We start from the raw sequence: 22,411 nt of genomic DNA, 5'->3' as shown, positions 1-22,411 counted from the left end.
GCCCGCGATGGTATGGGGTGTCATGCCTTATGTGGCGACCCCTGCCGTGTCAGAGCGCGCCAAACACCTTCTTCGCCAGGCTGGTGGCCGCACCGGCCGGGTTTTCACGAATGCTGGCTTCCTGCTTGCCGATCATCTCGAACAGGCCATTGAGCGCTTGCTCGGTCACGTAGTTCTCGACGTTGGCATTTTTCGAGTCCAGTACACCCAGGCTCGCAGCCTGGCCGGCGAAGCTGTTGTACTGCTGCGCCAGGCCAACCTGGTCGGTAGCCTGCTTGACGATTGGCAGGAACTTGGCGCGGATCTGTTCACGGCTGGTCTTGTTCAGGTACTGCGTCGCCGAGTCGTTGCCGCCGCTGAGAATGCTCTTGGCATCGGCCACGGTCATTTTCTTCACGGCATCCACCAGCAATGCCTGAGCTTGCGGTACGGCCGCCTCGGCGGCTTTGTTCATGCTGGTTTCCAGTTGGTCAACCTCGGCGCCCATGCCGAATTTCCTCATCGTTTTGGCGGCCTTGCCAAGGTTGCCAGGCAGCTCGATGCGTACATCCGGGTTGTTGCTGAAACCACCTGGGGTACCCAGTTGCTTGACGGCAATCTGGGCGCCTTGGGTCAAGGCATCCTTGAGGCCACCGCTGGCATCCTGTTGCGAGAGATCGCTCAACGACAGGGCCATGGCGCTGGCCGAGAGCAGCAGGCCTGCACACAGGCTGGTAAAGGTGAGAACGGGGCGAAACATGGCAGCATCCTTTTCTGGGAACGAAGGGGGAAATCAGCGAATCGCGTCGACCTTGATGTGCACGGGTTGCGGGTCGTGGCCATCAAGTTGCACGGCATGCTGTTCGGTGTTGATGAACATCAGTTTACCGTCCAGCTCGATACGTGCGCTGACGGCATAGCGGTGGCCTGGTTTGACCTGGCTCGGGTCGTAGGTGAGGTGGAACGGCAGCGGAACCTGACCGTTTACCGGGCCGCTCTGCCTGGCCAGCGTGACGGCTGGCGCGTCAGCCAGGGAGACATCTTGCAGGCTGACACTCAGGGTGGCGCTTGGAGGCAGGGCGATACGCTGAAGGTAGAACACTTCGCCGTCCAGGCTGGCCTTGGGGGTTGGGGGCGTACTGCTGCAGGCTGCCAGCAGGCTTCCGATCAGGGCCAGGGTCAATTTTTTCATCAGGATCTCCTTATCGAAGGCGCCGTGACGTCGGCGCCCACGTTGTTTCGTGGTCGTGCTCCGGGCAAGACCACGTAGGGTTCATGTCGTCGTATCGGGGTTATCGTCATTGCGATGCAGGGCCACCTGACGGATTGACAGGCGCACCTCCGCCGAGAGCACACGCTTGGCCGCCCCCTCTGCCAACTCACTGAGTTTTTCGTGGTATCCCAGTTTGCCAGCGGTATCGGGGCGCAGAACTCCCTGTTCGATCAGGGTTTGAATGAAGTGGCGGAACAGGCTTTTATCGAAGAACTCCGGGGCATTGAGCCCGTGCAGGATCGACAGCCGCTGGGCCATGACCACGCAGAGGTCTTCCAGTGCTTCGGCGCTGAGGCTGTGTTGGCCGCTGTTGAGCAGCAGGGCGGTGGCCATGTAGAAGCGCTGCAGGGTCTGGGTAATGGCCCGGGCCAGGAGGGTCAGCAGCACGAATTGGCGCGAACTCGGGGCAGGGCGCAGGTAGACGCCATTTTCAAAGCGCAGCAGGCCTTGGTCGACAAACGCCTGCAGCCATTGGTCAACCACCGCGTCCAGTTCGTCCAGCGACCAGCGGATAAACAACTCGGATTGCAGGTACGGGTACAGTGCCCGGACGTATTGCAGGATCAAGTCGCGGCTCATCCGCGAGCTGCTCTGGAAGAAGCTCGCCAGCAGGGCGGGCAGGGCAACAATGTGCAGGACGTTGTTGCGGTAGTAGGTCATCAGGATGGCGTTCTGCTCATCCAGATAGAGGATCTTGCCCAGCGCATCACGCTGTTCAGCAAGCATGTCCATATCCCTGACGTGGGCGATCAGCGCCAGGCCGTCACCCTCTGGCAGCGTCGTGTACGGTGAGTAGGGCACTTGCCGCAGCAGTGTAAGGTACAGGTCCAGCACGCGTGCCAGGGCACGTTCGTCGAGGGCCAGCTTGCTGGTCGACAGCAGGGCCAGGGCCACCAGGTTGACCGGGTTGATTGCCGCCGCTTCGTTCAGGTGCCGGGCGACTGTCTCGCCCAGGCGTGAGGTGGTCTGGTTGAGCCAGGCCGGGCGGAACTGTGGTCCATGCTCCTGCTCGCGCCAGCCGGGCTGCTGCGCGTCGAGGAAACTGGCCAGGCGAATTGGGGCGCCGAAGTTGACCGACACTTGGCCAAAGCGCTGTTTTAGGGCACCGAAGACCTTGAAGATATCGAAAATCGACTCTTTCTTCTTGCTCGCACCGCGCAGTTCACCCAGGTAGGTACGCCCCTCCAGGACGCGTTCGTAGCCGATGTACACCGGTACGAAGACAATAGGTGTGCGTGAGGAGCGCAGGAAGCTGCGCAGGGTAATTGCCAGCATCCCGGTTTTGGGTTGCAACATGCGCCCGGTTCGCGAGCGTCCACCTTCGACGAAGTACTCCACGGGGAAGCCTTTGCTGAATAGGGTGTGCAGGTATTCGTTGAACACGGCGGTGTACAGCGGGTTGCCCTTGAACGTACGGCGCATGAAGAATGCACCGCCTCGGCGTAGCAGGCTACCAATGACGGGCATGTTCAGGTTGATGCCGGCGGCAACATGCGGCGGGGTCAGGCCATTGCGGAACAGCAGGTACGACAGCAGCAGGTAGTCGATGTGGCTGCGATGGCAGGGGACGTAGATCACCTCATGTCCTGGTGCGATACCTTGCACCTGCTCGATGTGGTTGACCTTGATGCCATCGTAGATCTTGTTCCAGAACCAACTGAGCACCACCTCAAGGAAGCGAATGGCGGTGTAGGTGTAGTCCGAGGCGATTTCGTTGCCATAGCGCAGTGCCTGGGCTTCGGCCTTGGCCAGCGGTATGTTCTCGCGTTCGGCTTCCTCGGCGATGGCCTGACGTACCAACGGGTCGTGGATCAGGCCCTTGACCAGGTTGCGCCGGTGAGAAATGTCCGGGCCGATGACGGCTGTCTTGAGGTTGCGAAAATGAACCCGTAGCAGGCGTTGGGCCATGCGTACCGTGCGCGCCTGCCCTTTTTCGTGTTGCACCAGTTCGCGCAGATGGATCGGTGCGGAGAACTGCACGCGGGTCTTGCGCCCCAGGATCAGAATGCTCAGCAGCTTGCGCAGGCGCCCGGTCACGGCCCAGCTGTCGGCGAACAGCAATTTCCACGGGCTCGATTCACTGGCCGGTGACTGGCCCCAGAACACACTGACCGGGATGATCTGTGCATCGTTTTCATCATGCAGGCTGACCGCGTTGACCAACCGAGCCAGCGTTGGTGGTGCGCCGCGTTTGTCATGCCGGCCGAGCCAGTCCGGGTCTGGGGTCAAATAGAAGAAAGCGGCCGGTTCTTCGAGGTTACCGAGTGAAACGGGTAACACAGGGCGTGGCAGCCCGGCTTTGGTGCATTCACTGTCCAGCACGGCCAGGTCGGCCAGCGACGGTGATTGCAGGGCATAGAACACCGGGCGACTGCGGTCCAGGTTCAGGGTGAAAGACGACTGGTTGATTGTCTCGGAGCGAACCCATAGGTACAGCAGGCGGCGCAGAGCACCGAAAATCAGGCGGTGCAAAGGTGAACGGGTCATACAGGCTCTGCTCTGGATATTGAATTCAAGCAGGTTAGTGTGCCGTATCTGCGCAAGTTCAGCAAAAAGGACTCAGGTCATAAAAATTCTTTGAAGGCTGCCTTATACTCGGTCCGCAGCTTGCAGGTTTTTTGTTGCAAGCTGCGTCGGTAGAGGGTGGTGACCCCTGCCTGCAAGGCGATTCCAAAATAAAAAACCGGAGTAGTAAAGATGTCGTCTCGTGAGACTGGGAACGTGAAGTGGTTCAATGACGCCAAAGGTTATGGCTTCATTCAGCGTGAAGGCGGTGCCGATGTATTTGTTCATTACCGTGCGATTCGTGGCGAGGGGCATCGCACCCTGAGCGAGGGGCAGCGAGTGGAGTACGCATTGGTAGAAGGCCAGAAAGGCCTTCAGGCTGAAGACGTGGTTGGTCTCTAAGCCGTGAACGAAAAGGCCCGTCGCCGGACGACCGGGACGGGCCTTTTCGAGAGTGCAGGTTACTGCGTGCGCCAGGTGATTTCCTCTTCACCGTCGGCACTGATGCGAATCCAGCGATCGGCGTCTTCCTCGCCTTCTTCTTCTACCCAACTGCCCGGTGCGCAGCGTACTTCGACGTTCAGCACGGCAAATGCTGCACGCGCGCAGGCAATGTCGTCTTCCCACGGGGTCTGGTCGCTTTCCAGGTAAAGGCTGTTCCATTTGCCAACGGCTTTCGGCAGCCAGGTAACAGGCACGTTTCCAGCCTTGCATTTCCAGGTCTGGCCTTTCTGCACCCACTCAGTGCATGGGCCGAGGGCTTCGCTTAGCCAGGCAGCAATGGCTTTGTGGTCGACGTCCGCATCCTTGAGGTAAATCTCGATATCGGGTTGACGCATGGGGCAATCCTCCAGGTTCGGCTCAGCCTTGCCGTACAAAATAGTCGTAACGCATGGACACCGTCACCTCAAAGGGCTCGGCCTGGTCGATGACCGCGGTGCGTTTTTCTGCGCTGGCACGCCAGCCATGAGGAGTCATTGCCAGCAGGTCGGCACGGGCCTTTGGGGTGTCCAGGGTCAGGCGAAAGGTCAGGGTTTCGCTGTGATCGTGAACCATGCCCTCGGGGACCAGCGCCAGGTGTTTATCATCGCTGTAGTCGCGCACTTCATCGTACAGACGCTGGCGCAGCTCCATCAGGTGCTCACGGGTCGGGCCGATACGCATCAGGCCACCCCCCGGCACCAGCAGGCGTTTCGCCTCTTGCCAGTCCAGCGGGCTGAAGACGCTGGCCAGAAAGCCGCAACTGGCATCGGCCAGCGGTATCCGGGCCATGCTCGCGACCAGCCAGGTGACTGCGGGGCTACGCCGGCAGGCACGCTTGACCGCTTCCCGGGAGATGTCCAGGGCATAGCCTTCTGCCGCAGGCAGGGCTTCGGCGATCTGCGCGGTGTAGTAGCCTTCGCCACAGCCGATGTCCAGCCAGCGCTGAGGTGCACGCTCAGCGGCCAGTTCGGCCAGGCGGTGTGCAACCGGAGCGTAGTGGCCTGCGCTGAGAAAATCCCGACGCGCCTCGACCATGGCCTGGTTGTCGCCCGGGTCACGGCTGTTCTTGTGCTGCACTGGCAGCAGGTTCAGGTAGCCCTGACGAGCACGGTCGAAACGATGACCTGCGGGGCAGGCCACGCCATTATCGACGCTGGCCAGTGGCGCACTGCAAAGAGGGCAGATGAGCATCAGGCAAGCAGCCGGGTCAGGGTCTGGTAGTAGATCTCGGTCAGCACATCGAGATCGCTGGCCAGGATACGCTCGTTGACCTGGTGAATAGTGGCATTGACCGGGCCCAGTTCGACGACCTGAGTACCGAGGGTCGCGATGAAGCGGCCATCGGAGGTACCGCCGCTGGTCGACGGCTGGGTCTCGCGGCCAGTCACGGCCTTGATGCTCGCCGATACCGCATCGAGCAGTTCGCCCGGTTCGGTCAGGAACGGCAGGCCTGACAGCGCCCATTCCACATCCCAGTCCAACTGGTGCTTGTCGAGGATGGCCGCGACGCGCTGCTGCAGGCCTTCGACGGTCGACTCGGTGGAGAAGCGGAAGTTGAACAGGGCGGTCAGTTCGCCAGGTACGACGTTGGTGGCGCCGGTGCCGGAGTTGAGGTTGGAGATCTGGAAGCTGGTCGGCGGGAAGAAGGCGTTGCCTTCGTCCCAGTGCTCGGCGGCCAGTTCGGCCAATGCCGGGGCAGCCAGGTGGATCGGGTTCTTCGCCAGGTGCGGGTAGGCCACATGGCCTTGTTTGCCGCGTACGGTCAGCTTCGCGCCGAGGGAGCCACGTCGACCGTTCTTCACCACATCACCCACCAGGGTGGTGCTCGACGGTTCGCCGACGATGCACCAGTCCAGGCGCTCCTGACGGGCGGCCAGGCGTTCGATCACCGCCTTGGTGCCATGGTGGGCCGGGCCTTCTTCGTCGCTGGTGATCAGGAACGCAACCTTGCCGCGATGGTTGGGGTAGTCGGCCACGAAACGCTCGGTGGCCACGACCATGGCGGCCAGGCTGCCCTTCATGTCGGCTGCGCCGCGGCCGCAGAGCATGCCGTTTTCGTCGATCAGCGCTTCAAACGGATCGTTCTGCCAGGCCTGTACCGGGCCGGTAGGCACTACGTCGGTATGACCGGCAAAGCACAATACCGGGCCGTCCTGAGTGCCGTGGGTGGCCCAGAAGTTGTCGACGTCTTCGATACGCATTGGCTCCAGCATGAAGCCGGCATCGCCCAGGCGCTGCATCATCTGTTTCTGGCAGTCGGCGTCGAGCGGGGTCACCGAGGGCCGACGGATCAGGTCGCAGGCCAGTTCAAGGGTAGGCGAGAGGTCGGCTGGGGCCGTCATGAAAGACTCCGGAAGCAAGGCAAGGCACAAAATTAGGGGCGTTATCTTATAGCAAAAACGGCGGCCCAAGGCCGCCGTTTAGAGGTTGTGCAGATTTTATCCGGCGGTGGCCGGCTGTACCTCATTCGACGGTTTCGGCAGCGACGACAGCATCGCCATGATCAGTGCGGCCAGGTAGGGCAGCGACTGCACCAACAGCATGGCCACCCAGAAACGCATGTCGGCGCTCGGCATGCCTTGAACCAGGTAGATACCGGCCGCGGCACCCCAGAGCAGGAGCATGATGAACAGCTCTTCGCGCGCCTCGGAAATCGCCACCAGCAGACCATGGCTGTCGGCGTTTTTCGGGGTGCGGAAGAACGGAATGCTGCTGGTGAAGAAGCCGTACAGCACCGCCTTGGCAATGGTGTGCGACAGGGCCAGGCCAGCCAGCGCCGCAGCGAAGGCATCCTTGAGGTTCACCCCGACCGCGCGGCGATAGAGGAACACGATCTTGCCGACCTTGAATACGAACAATGCCAGTGGCGGGATGGCGAAAATCATCAGCGGCGGGTCAACCCGCTGCGGCACGATGATCATCGCTGCCGACCAGAGCAGTGCCCCGACGGTGAAGAAAATGTTCATGCCGTCGGCGATCCATGGCAGCCAGCCGGCCAGGAAGTGGTAGCGCTGGCCGCGTGTCAGCTCGGTGTCCTTGCCGCGCAACAGGCTTGCAGCGTGCCGCTTGATGATCTGAATCGCGCCATAGGCCCAACGGAAGCGCTGCTTCTTGAAGTCGATGAAGGTGTCGGGCATCAGGCCCTTGCCGTAGCTGTTGTGGGCATAAGCCGCCGAATAGCCTTTTTCGAACACGCGCAGGCCCAGCTCGGCATCCTCACAGATACACCAGTCGGCCCAGCCCAGTTCTTCGAGCACCGAGCGGCGGGTCATGGTCATGGTGCCATGCTGGATGATCGCGTCACGGTCGTTGCGGGTCACCATGCCGATATGGAAGAAGCCCTTGTACTCCGAGTAGCAGAGCTTCTTGAAGGTGCTTTCATACTGGTCGCGATAGTCCTGTGGCGATTGCACCACGGCGATTTTCGGGTCGGCGAAATGCGGCACCATGTGTTTGAGCCAGTTGCGGTCGACGCAGTAGTCCGAGTCGATCACTGCGATCACTTCGGCGTCCTTGGTCGTATGCGGGATGAGGTAGTTCAATGCCCCGCCCTTGAAACCGGCCAGTGGTGCGACGTGGAAGAACTTGAAGCGCTCGCCGAGCAGTTCGCAGTGGGCCTTGATCGGCTCCCAGACCGCCGGGTCCTTGGTGTTGTTGTCGATGATCAGGACTTCGTAGTCCGGATAATCCAGTGCGGCCAGCGCGTCGAGGGTCTGTTTGACCATTTCCGGCGGCTCGTTGTAGCAGGGCACATGGACCGAAACCTTGGGACGGTAGGCGCTGTCGGCCTGTACCGGAAGGAACTCGCGACGCCGCTTGTGTATCCACACGGCTTCGGCCAGTTCATGAGCCTCGGTGAGCAGCACGATGAAGACGCCGAGTGCCCCGAGGGCAAGCAGGAAGCCCACCGTCAGGCTGAACCAGGTGCTGTACTGTTGGCTGTAGTCGTAGCCGATCCAGACCAGTACCGAACCGCACAGGAAGGCGATGAAGGTCAGGAAGGTACGGCCGCGCTGACGCAGGGCCGAGCCGTCGATCAGCAGCAGGGCCAGCGAGAGCATCGCCAGGACCACGGAACTGATGGCCAGCAAGCGCCATTGTGGGATCGCGACCACAGGGCCTTCAAAGTTGAACTTCTGTTGGCGAGCCGCGTTGAATACGCCCCAGTACGCGCCGACCGAACCTTCGTCACTGGCTTTCCAGGGTTGGTCGTAGGCTTCGATGACGAAGTAGTTGTAACCCTGGCGGTTCAGTTTGTTGACCAGTGTGCGCAGGTAGATGGCCTGATCGGCCTGGGTTGCTTCAGCACCACCACGCATACGGCCATTGCTCGGCCAGCCGACTTCCGAGAGCAGCAGTGGCTTTTTCGGGAACAGGCGCTTGAGGTCGCGGGCACGGTCGAGAACGAATTGGCCGGCGTCCTTCATCGGGATGAATTCCCAGTACGGCAGGATGTGCGCCGCCACCAGATCGACGTGCTTGGCCAGTTCGGGGTGTTCTTTCCAGATGTGCCATTGCTCAGAGGTCGTGACCGGTACCTTGACGGCGGCGCGTACCCGATCCAGGTATTGCATCAGCGCTTCGGGGGTGATCTCCTTGCGGAACAGGGCTTCGTTACCGACCATTACCCTCACTACGCTGCGTGAGCTGTTGGCCAGTTCGATGGCACGCTGGATTTCCCGTTCGTTACGCTCCTGGTCGGGGCTGATCCATACCCCCAGCGTTACTCGCAGGCCAAACTCCTCGGCCAGTGCCGGAATCTGGTCCTGGGTGCCGTCCACGGTATAGATACGGATACTGTCGGTCAGCTTGCTCAACTGCTCCAGGTCCTGGCGCATCTCGTCAGTGGTTGGGTATTGCCCTTTCTGCGGGCTTTGCCCCAGGCGGAAAGGCGAGTAGGAGAAGCCGGAAATCTGCTCCGGCCAGTTGGGTGTGGAAACCGGGCGGTTGATCAGCGCCCAGAACCCGGTGAACAGCGCGGCGATTGCCACGACGATGACCAGGTTAAGACCAAATTTACGCGATGACATAGGTAGTTCGGGTTCCAAAGGGTGGAACGGGCAAGCGCCGTACAGCGCAAATCCTGATCGTTACCTGCCGTGCAATACAGGCAGGTATCAACTTGGATTTTCATTAGCAGCTTTAGTTCTGACGCCCGTGCAATTGTCGTCCAGGACTTGGGGTTACGCTGGACATTAAAGCAGCATTGCAACCGGTATGACCAATCGGCTGTCTTGGCTGTCGGTCAGGCACGGTATGGCATCGAACGCAGAGCAGCCTATAATGCGCGCCGGTTTTTTCGGGGTAGGGCCATGAGTACAGAAGATCCACGCTTTGCCGGTGTTGCCCGGTTGTACGGGCTGGAGGGGCTGCAGCGCCTGCGTGACGCCCATGTGGCGATCATCGGCATCGGTGGCGTCGGTTCATGGGTGGCAGAAGCCATTGCCCGCAGTGGGGTAGGTGAAATCTCGCTGTTCGACCTGGATGATGTGTGTGTCAGTAATACCAACCGTCAGTTGCATGCGCTGCAAGGCAATGTCGGCAAACCGAAGGTGGACGCCACAGCCGAACGCTTGAGGGCGATCAACCCGGCATGCACGGTACATGCGGTGGCGGACTTCGTGACCAAGGAAACCCTCGCCCAGTACATCACCGAAGACCTGGATTTCGTCATCGACTGCATTGACGCCGTGCAGGCCAAGGCGGCGCTGATTGCCTGGTGCAAACGTCGCAAGATCTCGATCATCACTACCGGTGGCGCGGGTGGGCAGATCGACCCTACCCAGGTTCAGGTCACCGACCTGAACCGTACCTATAACGACCCATTGGCTTCGCGTGTGCGTTCGACTCTGCGCCGCGATTATGGGTTCTCGCGCAATGTCAGCCGCAACTACAGCGTGCCGTGCGTGTTCTCCACCGAGCAGTTGCGCTACCCGAAGCCGGACGGCGGCGTTTGCCTGCAGAAAAGTTTTGTCGGTGATGGGGTCAAGCTGGACTGCTCCGGTGGCTTCGGCGCGGTCATGATGGTCACCGCGACCTTCGGCATGGTCGCGGCGAGCAAGGCACTGGACAAACTGGTGGCGGGTACCCGGCGCCCATCCGAGCGCAAGCCGGCTCAGGCGCCAGAGGCGAGCTGAGCCATACGTTGCAGCACGGCATTGAGGCCGTTGCTGCGCGAGGGCGATAGTTGTCGCCCCAGGCCCAACTGGTTGAACCAGCCGGGCAGATCCAGCTGTTGCAAGGCGCTGCTGGACAGGCCTTCGACCCGAATCAGCAGCAGGGCGAGCAAGCCACGGATCATCCGGGCATCGCTGCTGGCGCGAAAGTGCCAGTGCCCGGCGCGCTGTTCGGCGACCAACCACACTTGGCTTTCACAGCCGTGCACGCGGTTGGCTTCGCATTGTTCGTCACTGCTCAAGGCTGGGAGGCGCTCGCCCCATTGCATCAGCAAGCGGGCACGCTGCTCCCAGCCTGCGGCCTGTTCAAAGCTATCAAGTGCCTCTTGGGCAGCGATTGGCAGGGTCATCGCAGCAGCTCCAAGGACTGGTCCAGTGCTTCAAAAAAGCGTTGCAGGTCATCCGAATCGCTATACAGGGCCAGTGACACCCGTACCGCACCTGCAAGGCCGAGGCTTTTCAGCAGTGGCATGGCGCAGTGGTGGCCGGCACGTACGGCGACGCCCTGCTCGGTCAACAGGTGGGCCAGATCGGCGCTGTGTACACCGTGGATGACGAAGCTGGCCACTGCCACGTCGGGCGTACCGAGCACCCGCACACCTTCACGGTCGTTCAGGCCGCGCAGCAGCAGGCGGTGCAGGGTGGCCTCGTGTTCGTCAACGGCGGATGGGTCCAGGCTGGCCAGGTAATCAAGGCTGGCGCCCAGGCCGATGACGCCGGCTATCGGCGGTGTACCCGCTTCAAAACCCAACGGGGCGGGGCGGAACGTGGCCTCTTGATAGTCGGCCAACTGCACCATCTCGCCGCCGAACTGCCAGTGCTGCAGCAGGTTCAGTGCCTGGTACCGACCGTAAAGCACGCCGACACCGTCCGGGCCATAGAGCTTGTGGCTGGAAAAGACATAGAAGTCACAGCCCAGTTGCTGGACATCATGCCGCCCATGGACCACGCCCTGGGCGCCATCGACCACACTCAGTGCTCCTTGAGCCCGGGCATGGGCCAGCAAGGGCGCGAGGGGTTGCCAGGTACCCAGTACATTCGACAGTTGACTGAGTGCGACAAGGCGTGTGCGCGGGCCAATCAACTGCAGCGCAGCCTCGACATCGATGAAGCCCTCAGGGGTGATGGGCAATATCACCAGCGTGAGGCCGCGGCGCCGGGCCAACTGCTGCCAGGGCAGCAGGTTGGCATGGTGTTCCAGGGCGCTGACCGCGATCTCATCGCCGGGATGAAAGCGCGCTTCCAGGCCGTAGGCCAGCAGGTTCAGTGCCGAAGTGGCGCCGTGGGTGAAGATGATCTCGTCGGTGCTGGCGGCATTCAGCCAGCCGGCAACCTTCTCCCGGGTGCGTTCAAAGGCTTGTGTCGCCAGCGCGCCGGGCAGGTGTTGGGCACGGTGAACATTGGCGGCACCGTGACTGTAATAGTGGCTCAGGGCATCGAGCAGGGCTTGAGGCTTCTGAGTGGTTGCAGCATTGTCCAGATAGGTCTGGTGCTGTCGTTGCAGGGCAGCGATGGCCGGAAAGTCAGCGCGCCATGGAGAAGGCAGGAACATGATGGTCGGGCTCTGGGCATCGGGCTTGGCAAGCGCCAAGCCCGATCGTACCACTTAGTTGTGAGCGTGCAGCGCTTCGTTCAGCTCGATAGCCGACTTGTGGGTCTTGCACTCCACTGCGCCGCTGACCGAGTTGCGACGGAACAGCAGGTCTGGCTGGCCAGCCAGGTCGCGTGCCTTGACCACTTTGACCAGTTGGTTCTGTTCGTCAAGCAGGGCCACTTTGGTGCCGGCAGTGATGTACAGGCCAGCTTCAACGGTATTGCGGTCGCCCAGCGGAATACCGATACCGGCGTTGGCGCCGATCAGGCAGCCTTCACCGACCTTGATCACGATATTGCCGCCACCCGACAGGGTGCCCATGGTCGAGCAGCCGCCGCCCAGGTCCGAGCCCTTGCCGACGAATACGCCTGCCGAAACACGGCCTTCGATCATGCCCGGGCCTTCGGTGCCAGCGTTAAAGTTGACGAAGCCTTCGTGCATGATGGTGGTGCCTTCGCCGATGTAAGCCCCCAGGCGTACCCGTGCGCTGTCGGCGATACGTACGCCGCTCGGCACGACGTAGTCGGTCATCTTCGGGAACTTGTCTACCGAGAAGACTTCCAGCAACTCGCCCTTCAGGCGTGCTTCCAGTTGCAGCTCGGCCAGCTCGGCCAGGTCGATGGCGCCCTGGCTGGTCCAGGCCACGTTCGGCAGCAGCGGGAAAATGCCGGCCAGGCTCACGCCATGCGGTTTGACCAAGCGGTGCGAGAGCAGGTGCAGCTTCAGGTACGCTTCTGGGGTGGAGGTCAGGGCACCGTCTTCGGCCAGCAGGGTAGCGACCAGCGGCTTGCTGCTTTCTGCCAGGCGAGTCAGCAGGGCGGCCTGTGCGGCGTCGACGTTTTTCAGCGCTTCGGCCAGTTGTGCGGCCTGGGTGGTGTTGAAGGCAATGGCCTGGTTGCCACCTTCGTAACCGAGGATCGGGGCAATGGCCGCGATCAGTTCGGCAGCCGGGTTGACCAGCGGTTGTGCGTAGAAGACTTCCAGCCAGGCGCCTTGGCGGTTCTGGGTGCCAACACCAAAGGCCAGGCTGAACAGGGTAGTGGACATGCGGTTACCTCTTGGGAAATTGAATGAAAGCGTGGCGCCGGTCAGGACAGGGCGGCCGCGTAAAGGTCGGGCTTGAAGCCGACCAGGGTTCGTTCACCCAGGTCGAGTACCGGGCGTTTGATCATCGAGGGCTGGGCGAGCATCAACGCGACGGCCTTTGCCTGATCAAGGTCGGCCTTCTGCGCGTCGTCGAGCTTGCGGAACGTCGTGCCTGCACGGTTGAGGACAACCTGCCAGCCATGCTCGTCACACCAGCGTTCGAGGCTTTCGCGGTCGATACCCTGGCTCTTGTAATCGTGAAAGTCGCAGGCAATGGCATTTTCTTCGAGCCAGGTACGGGCTTTCTTCATGGTGTCGCAGGCCTTGATTCCGTAAAGGCGCAATGGCGTGTCGCTCGTAGTCAAGTCATGCCCCTCCTGGGAAAAAATGATGACGGATTATGCCACGACCTACACCGGGGAGTGGCGCTGGTCATGGTTCTTTGTAGCATTGTGTTACAGGTTGCGGCAGTGCTTGCGACTTTTGTGCAGCGGTGTGCGCGCAGCCTAAGCGGCTAATATGTCGCTTCAATGGCGTTTTCCGGCGCAGGATGCCTATCGCTATTGAACGCTTTGAAATCGAACAGGAATTACGCCGCATGCAGTCAGCCTATACCGTCTTAATTCTGCTGATGCTGGTCAGCGTTTCCAAGTTGGTCGGAAGGCTTGTTCCGCTACCTTTGCCGTTGGTACAGATTGCCGCTGGAGCCTTGCTGGCCTGGCCAACCCTGGGGCTTCACGTTGCCCTCGACCCTGAGCTGTTCCTCTTTTTGTTCCTCCCGCCGCTATTGTTTTCCGATGGTTGGCGCATGCCCAAGCGCGAGTTGTGGCGCCTGCGAGGGCCAATCCTGACCCTGGCGGTCGGGCTGGTGCTGTTTACCGTCGTCGGCGCGGGCTACTTCATCCATTGGATTCTGCCGAGTATTCCGCTGCCGGTGGCCTTTGCCTTGGCTGCCGTGCTGTCGCCGACTGATGCCGTTGCCGTTTCGGCCATTACCCAGGATCGTCTGCCGACACCCTTGATGCACATGCTTCAGGGCGAAGCCCTGATGAACGATGCCTCGGGCCTGGTGACCTTCAAGTTTGCCCTGGCAGCAGCCATTACCGGGGTGTTTTCCCTGGCCGAAGCAAGCCTGACCTTTGTTTTGGTTGCGGTAGGCGGGCTGGCTATCGGCGTGGCGTTGAGCTGGCTGGTCGGACGTTTGCGTGCCTGGATGATTGCACGAGGGTGGGATGATCCGGCCACCCACGTCGTATTTATGTTGTTACTGCCGTTTGCCGCCTATGTGTTGGCCGAGCGTCTTGGGGCTTCGGGCATTCTGTCTGCCGTAGCGGCAGGCATGATGCAGAGCTGGCTTGATCTGTTGCCACGTCAGACCAGTACTCGCCTGCTCAATCGCAGTGTCTGGTCGCTGTTGGAGTTCGCCTTCAATGGTCTGATCTTCTTACTGCTGGGCCTGCAGTTGCCGGATATCGTCAAGGCGGTGACCAGTCACGAAGCGTCACTGTGGCCAACCCTGTTGTGGCGCTGCCTGGATGTACTGGCGATTTTCCTGGTGTTGATCGCACTGCGTTTTGTATGGGTGCAGAGCATCTGGCGCCTGATCGGTGCGATTCGCCGCTGGCGGGGCAAGGACGACCTGGTTCTGGTGCCCACCGCTCGTTCGTGCTGGCTGTTGACCCTGGGCGGTGTGCGTGGTGCGGTGACCCTGGCGGGTGTCATGTCGGTCCCGCTGTTGATCAGCGCAGGTAAAGCCTTCCCGGAGCGAGACCTGCTGATCTTCATCGCTGCCGGAGTGATTTTGCTTTCGTTGATCTCGGCCTGCATTACCTTGCCAGTGCTGCTGCGCGGTGTGACCAAAAGCCCGGACGATACCTTGCGCCAAGAGGCCAAGGAGGCCTGGCGGCGCACGGCTGAGGCGGCCATTCATGCGCTGGAGGCAGAGGAGGCGGTGGAATCAAGCCTGCCTCAGGATGCCGCGCAGGATGCCAATCACGCGGCGTTGGCGATAGAACTCAAGGGGCGTTTGATGGCGGAGTATCGGCATCAGCTCGATACCTTCAATGACAGCGCCGAAGCACAGGCGTTGGCCGAGCAGATGGACCATTTGGAGCGGCGTCTGCGCTTGCGCGCTCTGCGTGCGCAGCGGCTGGAGCTGTACAACCTGCGTCGCAATCATGAAATTGGTGATGACGTACTGCGTCAGGTATTGGGCGAGCTGGACATGAGTGAGGCCAACCTGGGGCCGGTCAAGTAGCCGGCTCAGGTGAAAAGCAGCGCCGACGGTCGCTCACGTGTGCCGACTCCCGTTTACTGTCTACGGGGGCCGGCTTGCCACGGTACTGGAGCCGCTGCTTAACCCTCGATGAACGCACGAATCCGCTGTGCGGCTTCAACGCACTCGGCCAGTGGTGCGACCAGTGCCAGGCGCACGCGGCTGGCGCCAGGGTTGACGCCATTGACCTCGCGAGACAGGTAAGAGCCCGGTACCACGGTCACGTGCTGCTGTTCGAACAGGTTGCGGCAGAAGGTGGCGTCATCCATCGGCACTTTCGGCCACAGGTAGAAGCCGCCGTCCGGTTTCTTCACATCCAGCACCGGCCCGAGGATTTCCAGCACAGCGTCGAATTTTTCGCGGTACAGGTCGCGGTTGGCGCGTACATGCGCTTCATCGTTCCACGCAGCAATGCTGGCCAGTTGGGTTTGTACCGGCATGGCGCAGCCGTGGTAGGTGCGATAGAGCAGGAAGCCCTTGAGTACATCGGCATCACCGGCGACGAAGCCTGAGCGCAGGCCCGGCAGGTTGGAGCGTTTGGACAGGCTGTGGAACACCACGCAACGCTTGAAGTCGCTGCGACCCAGTTCCGCACACGCACTCAGCAGGCCCGGTGGTGGGCTTTGCTCGTCGAAGTACAGTTCGCTGTAGCATTCGTCGGCGGCGATGATGAAATCGTACTGGTCAGCCAGGGCAATCAGTTTTTTCAGGGTATCGAGCGGAATCAGTGCGCCGGTCGGGTTGCCCGGGGAGCAGAGGAAGAGAATCTGGCAGCGTTGCCAGATTTCGGCTGGCACGGCGTCGAAGTCCGGGTTGAAGCCGTTCTGATCCAGGCATGGCAGGTAGTGTGGTTGTGCACCTGCCAGCAGGGCCGCACCTTCGTAGATCTGGTAGAAAGGGTTGGGGCTGACCACCAAGGCGTCGTCGCTACGGTTGACGACGGCCTGGGTGAAGGAGAACAGCGCTTCACGGGTGCCGTTGACCGGCAGTACATGGCGAGCCGGGTCGATCCAGCCGGCTGGCACGTTGAAACGGCGCTCGCACCAGTGCGCAATTGCCTCGCGCAGTGCCGGCAGGCCCAGGGTAGTGGGGTAAACAGCCATCTGATCCAGATTGTCGGCCAGTGCCTTGGCGACGAACGCCGGTGAGGTGTGCTTCGGCTCACCGATCGACAGGGCGATGGCGCGTTTGTCCGCGGCCGGTTGTACAGCGCCGAGCAGGGCGCGCAGTTTTTCAAACGGGTAAGGCTGAAGCTTTTGCAAGGCGTTGTTCATCGGCGCTGAATCTCGTCAAACGTTAAATGGTCAAGCGGGACATTTCGACACCGGCCTGGTCGGCCTGCAGCTGCTGCACGATCGCATCCTGCAGGCGGCTGCACAGCTGCGGGTCGGAGAGCGGCTGGTTGTTGGCATCGGTAATGAAGAACACATCTTCCACGCGTTCGCCCAAGGTGGCGATCTTGGCGTTCTGCAGCGACAGGTCGAACTGCAGGAAGATGAGGCCGATCCGCGCCAGCAGGCCAGGGCGGTCGGGGGCGTTCAGCTCAAGCACGGTGACCGGGCGCTGGGCATCGTTGTGGATGGTCACCTGCGGGGCAAAGTTGAAATGCTTGAGTTGGCGCGGTACTCGGCGCTGGATGATGGTCGGGTAGTCATCCGGGTTACGCAGTGCTTCAGTCAGGCCGTCGCGGATTTGCTTGACCCGTTTTGGATTGTCGCCAATCGCACCGCCGTCGTTGTCGAGCACGATGTAGGTGTCGAGGGTGAATTGACTGCTGGAGGTGATGATTCGGGCGTCATGGATGTTCAGGTTGAGCTGGTCCATGGCCGCCACGGTCACGGCGAAGAAGTCATGCTGGTCGGGGGCATAGATGAAGATCTGGGTGCCGCCCTCGAACTCGCGTTGCGTGGTTTCCTTGATCAGCACCAGTGGCCCGCCATCCGCGGGTTGCTGCAGGATCGCATCGCTGTGCCAGGCCACATCGGCCGCGGTGTGGCGCAGGAAATAGTCGTCACCCAGTTGTGACCAGAGTTGCTCGACGTCATCCGGGTCTGTGCCCTCTCGCACCAGGATGTCCAGTGCGGCGCTCTGGGTCTGGCGGATCTGTTCCTCGCGGTCCAGCGGGTTTTCAAGGCCACGACGCAGGGCACGCTTGGTCTCTGTGTAGAGTTGGCGTAGCAGGCTGGCTCGCCAGGAGTTCCACAGGCTCGGGTTGGTGGCATTGATGTCGGCCACGGTCAGTACATAGAGGTAGTCAAGGTGAACCTCGTCGCCGACCAACTGGGCGAAGTCGTAGATCACCTGCGGGTCAGAGAGGTCTTTTCGCTGGGCTGTGGTGGACATCACCAGGTGGTTCTGCACCAGCCAGACGATCAAGCGACTGTCCCAGACGGGCAACTGATGACGCTTGCAGAAGCTTGCGGCATCAATGGCGCCGATCTCGGAGTGGTCGCCTTTACGGCCTTTGCCGATATCGTGGTACAGCCCGGCCAGGTAGATCAGTTCAGGCTTGGGCAGGCGGCCCATGAGCTTGCTGGCCAGCGGGAATTTTTCCGATACAGGCGTGTACTGCAATTTTCGCAGGTGCTTGATCAGGTTCAGCGTGTGCGCATCGACCGTATAGATGTGGAACAGGTCGTGCTGCATCTGCCCAATGATCAGGCCGAACTCCGGCAGGTAGCGACCGAGGATGCCGTAACGGTTCATGCGGCGCAGGTTACGGTGAATACCGATCTCGCACTTGAACAGCTCGATGAACAGGCTGGTGTTGCGGATGTCGTGGCGAAATTCGCTGTCGATCAGGTGGCGATGCTGGCGCAGCAAGCGGATGGTGTCGGCGCGTACGCCCTTGATCTCCGGGTGCTGGGCCATCAGCACGAAGATTTCCAGCATGGCGAATGGTGTGCGCTTGAACACATTCGGGCGCACCGCTTCGATGTAGCCGTCGTGCAACTGGAAGCGCGGATTCAGCGGCTGAGTGCTGCTGCAGCTGTCATCGGCGAGGATCACTTCCTCGAAGTGCTGGATGATCAGATCGCTCAGCTCGGCGATGCTCATGACCACCCGGTAGTACTGCTGCATGAACTGTTCGATGGCGCGCTTGGGGTTCTCGTCGGTGAAACCCAGCAGCGCGGCAATGCTGCGCTGGTGATCGAACAGCAGGCGGTCTTCGGCGCGCCCTGCAAGCATGTGCAAGGCATAGCGGACCTTCCACAGGAACTCCTGGGAAGAAGCCAGCAGTTCGTTTTCGCTTTCCAGCAGGAAGCCTTCATCTGCCAGGGCGTGCAGGTTGAGCGTGCCGTACTGGCGGCGCGCAACCCAAAGTACGGTCTGGATGTCGCGCAGGCCGCCAGGGGAGCCTTTGACATTGGGCTCCAGGTTGTACTCGGTGTCGTTGTACTTGTGGTGCCGAGCTTTCTGCTCGGCGCGCTTGGCCAGGAAGAATTCCCGGCTTGGCCACATGTGCGCCGTGCTGGTGACTTCGAGCATGCGCTGGCGCAGGCGCTCGGGGCCGGCAATGGTGCGGCTTTCCATCAGGTTGGTAATCACCGTCAGGTCGGCGCGGGCCTGTTCGGCGCACTCGTCGACCGAGCGCACGCTCTGGCCGACTTCAAGTCCGATATCCCACAGCAGGGTCAGGAAGCGCTCAATCGAGTCGCGGAACACCTCATGGTCGGCGCTGTCGAGCAGAATCAGCAGGTCGATGTCCGAGTAGGGGTGCAGTTCACCGCGACCATAGCCGCCGACCGCAACCAGGGCGATATCGGCCTCGTCACTCCACTCGAAGTGGTTCCAGGCCTGCTGCAGGATATTGTCGACGAACCAGGCGCGGTCTTCGATCAGTCGGCGGATCTCGCGGCCATCGCGAAAGCGCTGATCCAGCACCTCTCGAGCCTGGCGGATGGCCTTCTTGAAGGCGGCGATGGGGCTTGCCTTGAGAGCCAGTTCCGCCTGGAACTGGCCACGGTCGAACAGCTCGGGATCCACCTGGGGCATCGAATCAAGTTCCTACAGTAGGGCGGGTTCAGGCCGAAGTGCGGGGGATGGTGTCGTCTTTGCGCAGGGTGAAGATCTCATACCCGGTGGCCGTTACGACCAGGGTGTGTTCCCACTGCGCAGAGAGCTTGCGGTCCTTGGTGATGGCTGTCCAGCCGTCGCCCAGTACCTTGGTGTCGGCACGCCCCTGGTTGATCATCGGTTCAATGGTGAAGGTCATGCCTTCCTGAAGTTCCATGCCGGTGCCGGCACGCCCATAGTGCAGGATCTGTGGTTCTTCATGGAATACCTTGCCGATACCGTGGCCGCAGAATTCGCGAACCACCGAGAAACCGTTCTTCTCGGCATGCTTCTGGATCACTTCACCGATATCACCGAGGCGGCAGCCAGGTTTGACCAGCTCGATGGCCTTGTACATGCATTCCTGAGTGACCTTGGACAGCCGTTCGGCCCAGACCGGCACGGTGCCGACGTGGAACATGCGGCTGGTGTCGCCATGGTAGCCGTCCTTGATGACGGTGACGTCGATGTTCAGGGTGTCGCCATCTTTCAGCGGCTTCTCATTCGGAATGCCGTGGCAGACCACGTGGTTGATCGAGGTGCAGATCGACTTCGGGTAACCCTTGTAGTTGAGCGGTGCAGGGATGGCCTGCTGGACATTGACGATGTAGTCGTGGCAGATGCGGTCCAGCTCTTCAGTGGTCACGCCGGGTTTGACGTACTCTTCGATCATCTCCAGAACGTCGGCGGCCAGGCGGCCGGCGATGCGCATCTTTTCGATGTCTTCGGCGGTTTTGATGGTGACGGTCATTGCAGGCTCTCTACAGCGCGGTGTCGCGCGAATAAACGGATAAAGGCAGGATTCTAACAGAGCGACGTAGCCAGCAGGCGCCAGCAGCGTGTTTGCTGCCACTATTTAGGGCGCATAATGGCGTGATTGCGCAGGCGGTGCAAAAGTCGCCCGGTTGCGTTGGTATTTCGGGTTTCGCTGCGCGCGCTTCTGTGGTATAAAATGCGCCGCTTTCCGGGGATAGCCCCGAAAGCACTAACCCACACACGTGTCGACACGATGGCCTGGGTGCCTTCGATCTTAGGATCGCTGGTTGGTCATTGGGATGCGTGGAGGCCCAACCCGACTTATCAAGGAACTATCATGTCCCAAGTCAACATGCGCGATATGCTGAAGGCCGGTGTGCACTTCGGTCACCAAACCCGTTACTGGAACCCGAAAATGGGCAAGTACATTTTCGGCGCGCGCAACAAGATTCACATCATCAACCTTGAAAAAACCCTGCCAATGTTCAACGAAGCACTGACTTTCGTTGAGCGCCTGGCTCAGGGCAAAAACAAGATTCTGTTCGTCGGCACCAAGCGTTCCGCTGGCAAGATCGTTGCTGAACAAGCAGCTCGTTGCGGCTCGCCGTACGTCGATCACCGCTGGTTGGGCGGCATGCTGACCAACTACAAGACCATCCGTGCTTCCATCAAGCGCCTGCGCGAGCTGGAAACTCAGGCTGAAGACGGCACTTTCACCAAGCTGACCAAGAAAGAAGCCCTGATGCGCTCCCGTGATCTGGAAAAACTGGATCGCAGCCTGGGCGGTATCAAGGACATGGGCGGCCTGCCTGATGCACTGTTCGTCATCGACGTTGATCACGAGCGCATCGCGATCACCGAAGCCAACAAGCTGGGCATCCCGGTTATCGGCGTTGTCGATACCAACAGCAGCCCAGAAGGTGTTGACTACATCATCCCAGGTAACGACGACGCCATCCGCGCCATCGAGCTGTACATGGCTTCCATGGCAGACGCCGTTATCCGTGGCCGCAACAACGTCGCTGGCGGTACCGAAGAGTACGTCCAAGACGCTCCAGCTGCTTCGGTAGAGGGCTGAGTCGGTAACGCTTTGCGTTGACTCAGTGCGCAAAAAGGGGGCTAGGCCCCCTTTTTGCCACCTTGAAATCCGCTTGTCAGCATTGTCGTTGCATCATCTTTGTCTGTGTGTGCAGTTGGCAGTGGATTTCCACAGAATTGAACGCCCGTTCCGATCGGGTGGAATGGTTGAAAACCTATCCAAGAGGATTTTGAAATGGCAGCAATTACTGCAGCGCTGGTAAAAGAACTGCGCGAGCGTACTGGCGAAGGCATGATGGACTGCAAGAAAGCCTTGGAAAAGGCTGGCGGCGACATCGAAAAAGCCATTGATGACATGCGTGCTTCGGGCGCCATCAAGGCTGCCAAGAAGGCTGGCAACGTTGCCGCCGAAGGCGCCATCGCCATCAAGGCTGACGACAAGTCCGCCGTCCTGCTGGAAGTGAACTCGCAGACTGACTTCCTGGCTCTGCAAGATGACTTCAAAAACTTCGTTGCCGAAAGCGTTGAACAGGCTTTCGCTGAAAAGCTGACCGATGCCGCTCCGCTGATCGCTTCGCGTGAAGCTGCTCGTGAAGCCCTGGTTGCCAAGTGCGGCGAAAACGTCAACATCCGTCGCCTGGTGCGCGTTGAGGGTGACGTTGTTGGTACCTACCTGCACGGTAACAAGATCGGTGTTGCTGTTGTCCTGAAGGGCGGCGACGTCCAGCTGGCCAAAGAAATCGCCATGCACGTTGCTGCCAGCAACCCTGAGTTCCTGCTGCCATCGCAGGTTTCTCCTGAGGCCATCGAGCGTGAGAAGAACGTCTTCATGACCCTCAACGAAGACAAGATGAAGGGCAAGCCAGCTGAAATCGTCGAGAAGATGATTGCTGGTCGTATCACCAAGTTCCTGGCTGAAGCCAGCCTGGTCGAGCAAGCCTTCGTGATGAACCCAGAAGTCACCGTTGGTGCTCTGGCCAAGAAAGCTGGCGCTGAAATCGTTTCCTTCACCTACTTCAAGGTCGGCGAAGGCATCGAGAAGCCAGTTGACAACTTCGCCGAAGAAGTTGCCGCTCAGCTGGCTGCTGCCAAGCAATAAGACGGATTCATCTGTCTGCCCCAAAGAGGCTGCCCGCTCACGCGCGCAGCCTCTTTGTCAAAGCGGGGGTGGTTTACGAGACCTGTTCCCG

19 protein-coding genes are annotated in these 22,411 nt (G+C 60.6%); 5 read left to right on the top strand and 14 right to left on the bottom strand.

All coding sequences use genetic code 11. The features are described from left to right. Positions 1-49: 49 nt before the first annotated feature. The 3 genes from CYD26_RS14285 to plsB form a co-directional block, all read right to left on the bottom strand. A complete protein-coding gene (locus CYD26_RS14285; RefSeq protein WP_102052879.1) occupies positions 50-739 on the bottom strand; it encodes a DUF4197 domain-containing protein in 690 nt (229 codons plus the stop codon). A 33-nt stretch (positions 740-772) separates the two neighbouring features. Further along, positions 773-1,171, bottom strand: a complete 399-nt coding sequence (locus tag CYD26_RS14280; RefSeq protein WP_102052878.1) for a YbaY family lipoprotein — start codon at positions 1,169-1,171, stop codon at positions 773-775. An 81-nt stretch (positions 1,172-1,252) separates the two neighbouring features. Beyond that, entirely contained in the window at positions 1,253-3,739 is a 2,487-nt protein-coding gene (gene plsB / locus CYD26_RS14275) for a glycerol-3-phosphate 1-O-acyltransferase PlsB (protein ID WP_102052877.1), read from the bottom strand. A gap of 210 nt (positions 3,740-3,949) precedes the next feature. Here plsB and CYD26_RS14270 point away from each other — a divergent pair, with 210 nt between their 5' ends. After that, positions 3,950-4,159 (top strand): cold-shock protein, encoded by a 210-nt coding sequence (locus CYD26_RS14270; RefSeq protein WP_099773702.1) that lies wholly within the window; start codon positions 3,950-3,952, stop codon positions 4,157-4,159. A gap of 59 nt (positions 4,160-4,218) precedes the next feature. Here the strand turns inward: CYD26_RS14270 and CYD26_RS14265 are convergent, their stop codons facing one another. The 4 genes from CYD26_RS14265 to CYD26_RS14250 all read right to left on the bottom strand — a co-directional run bounded on the left by CYD26_RS14265 (position 4,219) and on the right by CYD26_RS14250 (position 9,270). Continuing rightward, on the bottom strand, positions 4,219-4,596 hold the full coding sequence (locus CYD26_RS14265) for a hypothetical protein (protein WP_099773703.1): 378 nt from the start codon (positions 4,594-4,596) through the stop codon (positions 4,219-4,221). A 22-nt stretch (positions 4,597-4,618) separates the two neighbouring features. Beyond that, the gene (locus tag CYD26_RS14260) at positions 4,619-5,431 is read right to left on the bottom strand and encodes a putative RNA methyltransferase (protein ID WP_102052876.1); all 813 of its coding nucleotides are present in this window, start codon (positions 5,429-5,431) and stop codon (positions 4,619-4,621) included. Beyond that, positions 5,431-6,582 carry a succinyl-diaminopimelate desuccinylase gene (dapE, locus tag CYD26_RS14255; protein WP_099773705.1) on the bottom strand — a complete coding sequence of 384 codons (1,152 nt, stop codon included), beginning with the start codon at positions 6,580-6,582 and terminating at the stop codon, positions 5,431-5,433. The genes CYD26_RS14260 and dapE overlap by 1 nt, the downstream gene beginning before the upstream one ends. 96 nt (positions 6,583-6,678) lie before the next feature. Beyond that, positions 6,679-9,270 (bottom strand): glycosyltransferase, encoded by a 2,592-nt coding sequence (locus tag CYD26_RS14250; protein ID WP_102052875.1) that lies wholly within the window; start codon positions 9,268-9,270, stop codon positions 6,679-6,681. A gap of 282 nt (positions 9,271-9,552) precedes the next feature. Between CYD26_RS14250 and tcdA the strand changes: the two genes are divergently transcribed. After that, positions 9,553-10,377 (top strand): tRNA cyclic N6-threonylcarbamoyladenosine(37) synthase TcdA, encoded by an 825-nt coding sequence (gene tcdA / locus CYD26_RS14245; protein WP_102052874.1) that lies wholly within the window; start codon positions 9,553-9,555, stop codon positions 10,375-10,377. Here tcdA and CYD26_RS14240 read toward each other — a convergent pair. Genes CYD26_RS14240 through CYD26_RS14225 form a run of 4 tightly spaced genes read right to left on the bottom strand, consistent with a single transcriptional unit; the run spans position 10,356 to position 13,440 of the window. After that, positions 10,356-10,766: a SufE family protein gene (locus CYD26_RS14240; RefSeq protein ID WP_102052873.1), complete on the bottom strand. Its 411-nt coding sequence runs from the start codon at positions 10,764-10,766 to the stop codon at positions 10,356-10,358. The two genes, tcdA and CYD26_RS14240, sit on opposite strands and share 22 nt — an antisense overlap. Further along, positions 10,763-11,968 carry an aminotransferase class V-fold PLP-dependent enzyme gene (locus CYD26_RS14235; RefSeq protein WP_102052912.1) on the bottom strand — a complete coding sequence of 402 codons (1,206 nt, stop codon included), beginning with the start codon at positions 11,966-11,968 and terminating at the stop codon, positions 10,763-10,765. The genes CYD26_RS14240 and CYD26_RS14235 overlap by 4 nt, the downstream gene beginning before the upstream one ends. A 54-nt stretch (positions 11,969-12,022) precedes the next feature. Further along, the gene (gene dapD, locus CYD26_RS14230; RefSeq protein ID WP_099773709.1) at positions 12,023-13,057 is read right to left on the bottom strand and encodes a 2,3,4,5-tetrahydropyridine-2,6-dicarboxylate N-succinyltransferase; all 1,035 of its coding nucleotides are present in this window, start codon (positions 13,055-13,057) and stop codon (positions 12,023-12,025) included. Positions 13,058-13,098: 41 nt separating this feature from the next. Beyond that, on the bottom strand, positions 13,099-13,440 hold the full coding sequence (locus CYD26_RS14225) for an ArsC family reductase (RefSeq protein WP_256588028.1): 342 nt from the start codon (positions 13,438-13,440) through the stop codon (positions 13,099-13,101). Between the two features lie 254 nt (positions 13,441-13,694). On the opposite strand from CYD26_RS14225, the gene CYD26_RS14220 reads away from it, so the two are divergent. Further along, on the top strand, positions 13,695-15,353 hold the full coding sequence (locus CYD26_RS14220) for a Na+/H+ antiporter (RefSeq protein ID WP_102052911.1): 1,659 nt from the start codon (positions 13,695-13,697) through the stop codon (positions 15,351-15,353). A 98-nt stretch (positions 15,354-15,451) separates the two neighbouring features. Here CYD26_RS14220 and dapC read toward each other — a convergent pair whose 3' ends face one another. The 3 genes from dapC to map are packed head-to-tail and all read right to left on the bottom strand — an operon-like array spanning position 15,452 to position 20,178. Further along, positions 15,452-16,645 (bottom strand): succinyldiaminopimelate transaminase, encoded by a 1,194-nt coding sequence (gene dapC / locus CYD26_RS14215; protein WP_102052871.1) that lies wholly within the window; start codon positions 16,643-16,645, stop codon positions 15,452-15,454. Positions 16,646-16,667: 22 nt separating this feature from the next. Continuing rightward, positions 16,668-19,367: a [protein-PII] uridylyltransferase gene (locus CYD26_RS14210; protein WP_099773712.1), complete on the bottom strand. Its 2,700-nt coding sequence runs from the start codon at positions 19,365-19,367 to the stop codon at positions 16,668-16,670. 28 nt (positions 19,368-19,395) lie between these two features. Next, positions 19,396-20,178 carry a type I methionyl aminopeptidase gene (gene map / locus CYD26_RS14205; RefSeq protein WP_102052870.1) on the bottom strand — a complete coding sequence of 261 codons (783 nt, stop codon included), beginning with the start codon at positions 20,176-20,178 and terminating at the stop codon, positions 19,396-19,398. 342 nt (positions 20,179-20,520) lie between these two features. On the opposite strand from map, the gene rpsB reads away from it, so the two are divergent. Further along, positions 20,521-21,261: a 30S ribosomal protein S2 gene (gene rpsB, locus CYD26_RS14200; protein ID WP_099773714.1), complete on the top strand. Its 741-nt coding sequence runs from the start codon at positions 20,521-20,523 to the stop codon at positions 21,259-21,261. 195 nt (positions 21,262-21,456) lie between these two features. Beyond that, on the top strand, positions 21,457-22,320 hold the full coding sequence (tsf, locus tag CYD26_RS14195) for a translation elongation factor Ts (RefSeq protein WP_099773715.1): 864 nt from the start codon (positions 21,457-21,459) through the stop codon (positions 22,318-22,320). Positions 22,321-22,411: the final 91 nt, after the last annotated feature.

The sequence above is a fragment of the Pseudomonas sp. FFUP_PS_473 genome (assembly GCF_002858665.1).
Lineage (GTDB): Bacteria > Pseudomonadota > Gammaproteobacteria > Pseudomonadales > Pseudomonadaceae > Aquipseudomonas > Aquipseudomonas defluvii.
The sequence above is the reverse complement of the archived record's forward strand: the minus strand, read 5'-3'. Positions and strand labels throughout refer to the sequence as shown.

Bases quoted from the DNA above. Each gene is read 5' to 3' on its own strand.
- CYD26_RS14285 (WP_102052879.1), bottom strand. From the start codon at position 739: ATGTTTCGCCCCGTTCTCACCTTTACCAGCCTGTGTGCAGGCCTGCTG.
- CYD26_RS14280 (WP_102052878.1), bottom strand. From the start codon at position 1,171: ATGAAAAAATTGACCCTGGCCCTGATCGGAAGCCTGCTGGCAGCCTGC.
- plsB (WP_102052877.1), bottom strand. From the start codon at position 3,739: ATGACCCGTTCACCTTTGCACCGCCTGATTTTCGGTGCTCTGCGCCGC.
- CYD26_RS14270 (WP_099773702.1), top strand. From the start codon at position 3,950: ATGTCGTCTCGTGAGACTGGGAACGTGAAGTGGTTCAATGACGCCAAA.
- CYD26_RS14265 (WP_099773703.1), bottom strand. From the start codon at position 4,596: ATGCGTCAACCCGATATCGAGATTTACCTCAAGGATGCGGACGTCGAC.
- CYD26_RS14260 (WP_102052876.1), bottom strand. From the start codon at position 5,431: ATGCTCATCTGCCCTCTTTGCAGTGCGCCACTGGCCAGCGTCGATAAT.
- dapE (WP_099773705.1), bottom strand. From the start codon at position 6,582: ATGACGGCCCCAGCCGACCTCTCGCCTACCCTTGAACTGGCCTGCGAC.
- CYD26_RS14250 (WP_102052875.1), bottom strand. From the start codon at position 9,270: ATGTCATCGCGTAAATTTGGTCTTAACCTGGTCATCGTCGTGGCAATC.
- tcdA (WP_102052874.1), top strand. From the start codon at position 9,553: ATGAGTACAGAAGATCCACGCTTTGCCGGTGTTGCCCGGTTGTACGGG.
- CYD26_RS14240 (WP_102052873.1), bottom strand. From the start codon at position 10,766: ATGACCCTGCCAATCGCTGCCCAAGAGGCACTTGATAGCTTTGAACAG.
- CYD26_RS14235 (WP_102052912.1), bottom strand. From the start codon at position 11,968: ATGTTCCTGCCTTCTCCATGGCGCGCTGACTTTCCGGCCATCGCTGCC.
- dapD (WP_099773709.1), bottom strand. From the start codon at position 13,057: ATGTCCACTACCCTGTTCAGCCTGGCCTTTGGTGTTGGCACCCAGAAC.
- CYD26_RS14220 (WP_102052911.1), top strand. From the start codon at position 13,695: ATGCAGTCAGCCTATACCGTCTTAATTCTGCTGATGCTGGTCAGCGTT.
- dapC (WP_102052871.1), bottom strand. From the start codon at position 16,645: ATGAACAACGCCTTGCAAAAGCTTCAGCCTTACCCGTTTGAAAAACTG.
- CYD26_RS14210 (WP_099773712.1), bottom strand. From the start codon at position 19,367: ATGCCCCAGGTGGATCCCGAGCTGTTCGACCGTGGCCAGTTCCAGGCG.
- map (WP_102052870.1), bottom strand. From the start codon at position 20,178: ATGACCGTCACCATCAAAACCGCCGAAGACATCGAAAAGATGCGCATC.
- rpsB (WP_099773714.1), top strand. From the start codon at position 20,521: ATGTCCCAAGTCAACATGCGCGATATGCTGAAGGCCGGTGTGCACTTC.
- tsf (WP_099773715.1), top strand. From the start codon at position 21,457: ATGGCAGCAATTACTGCAGCGCTGGTAAAAGAACTGCGCGAGCGTACT.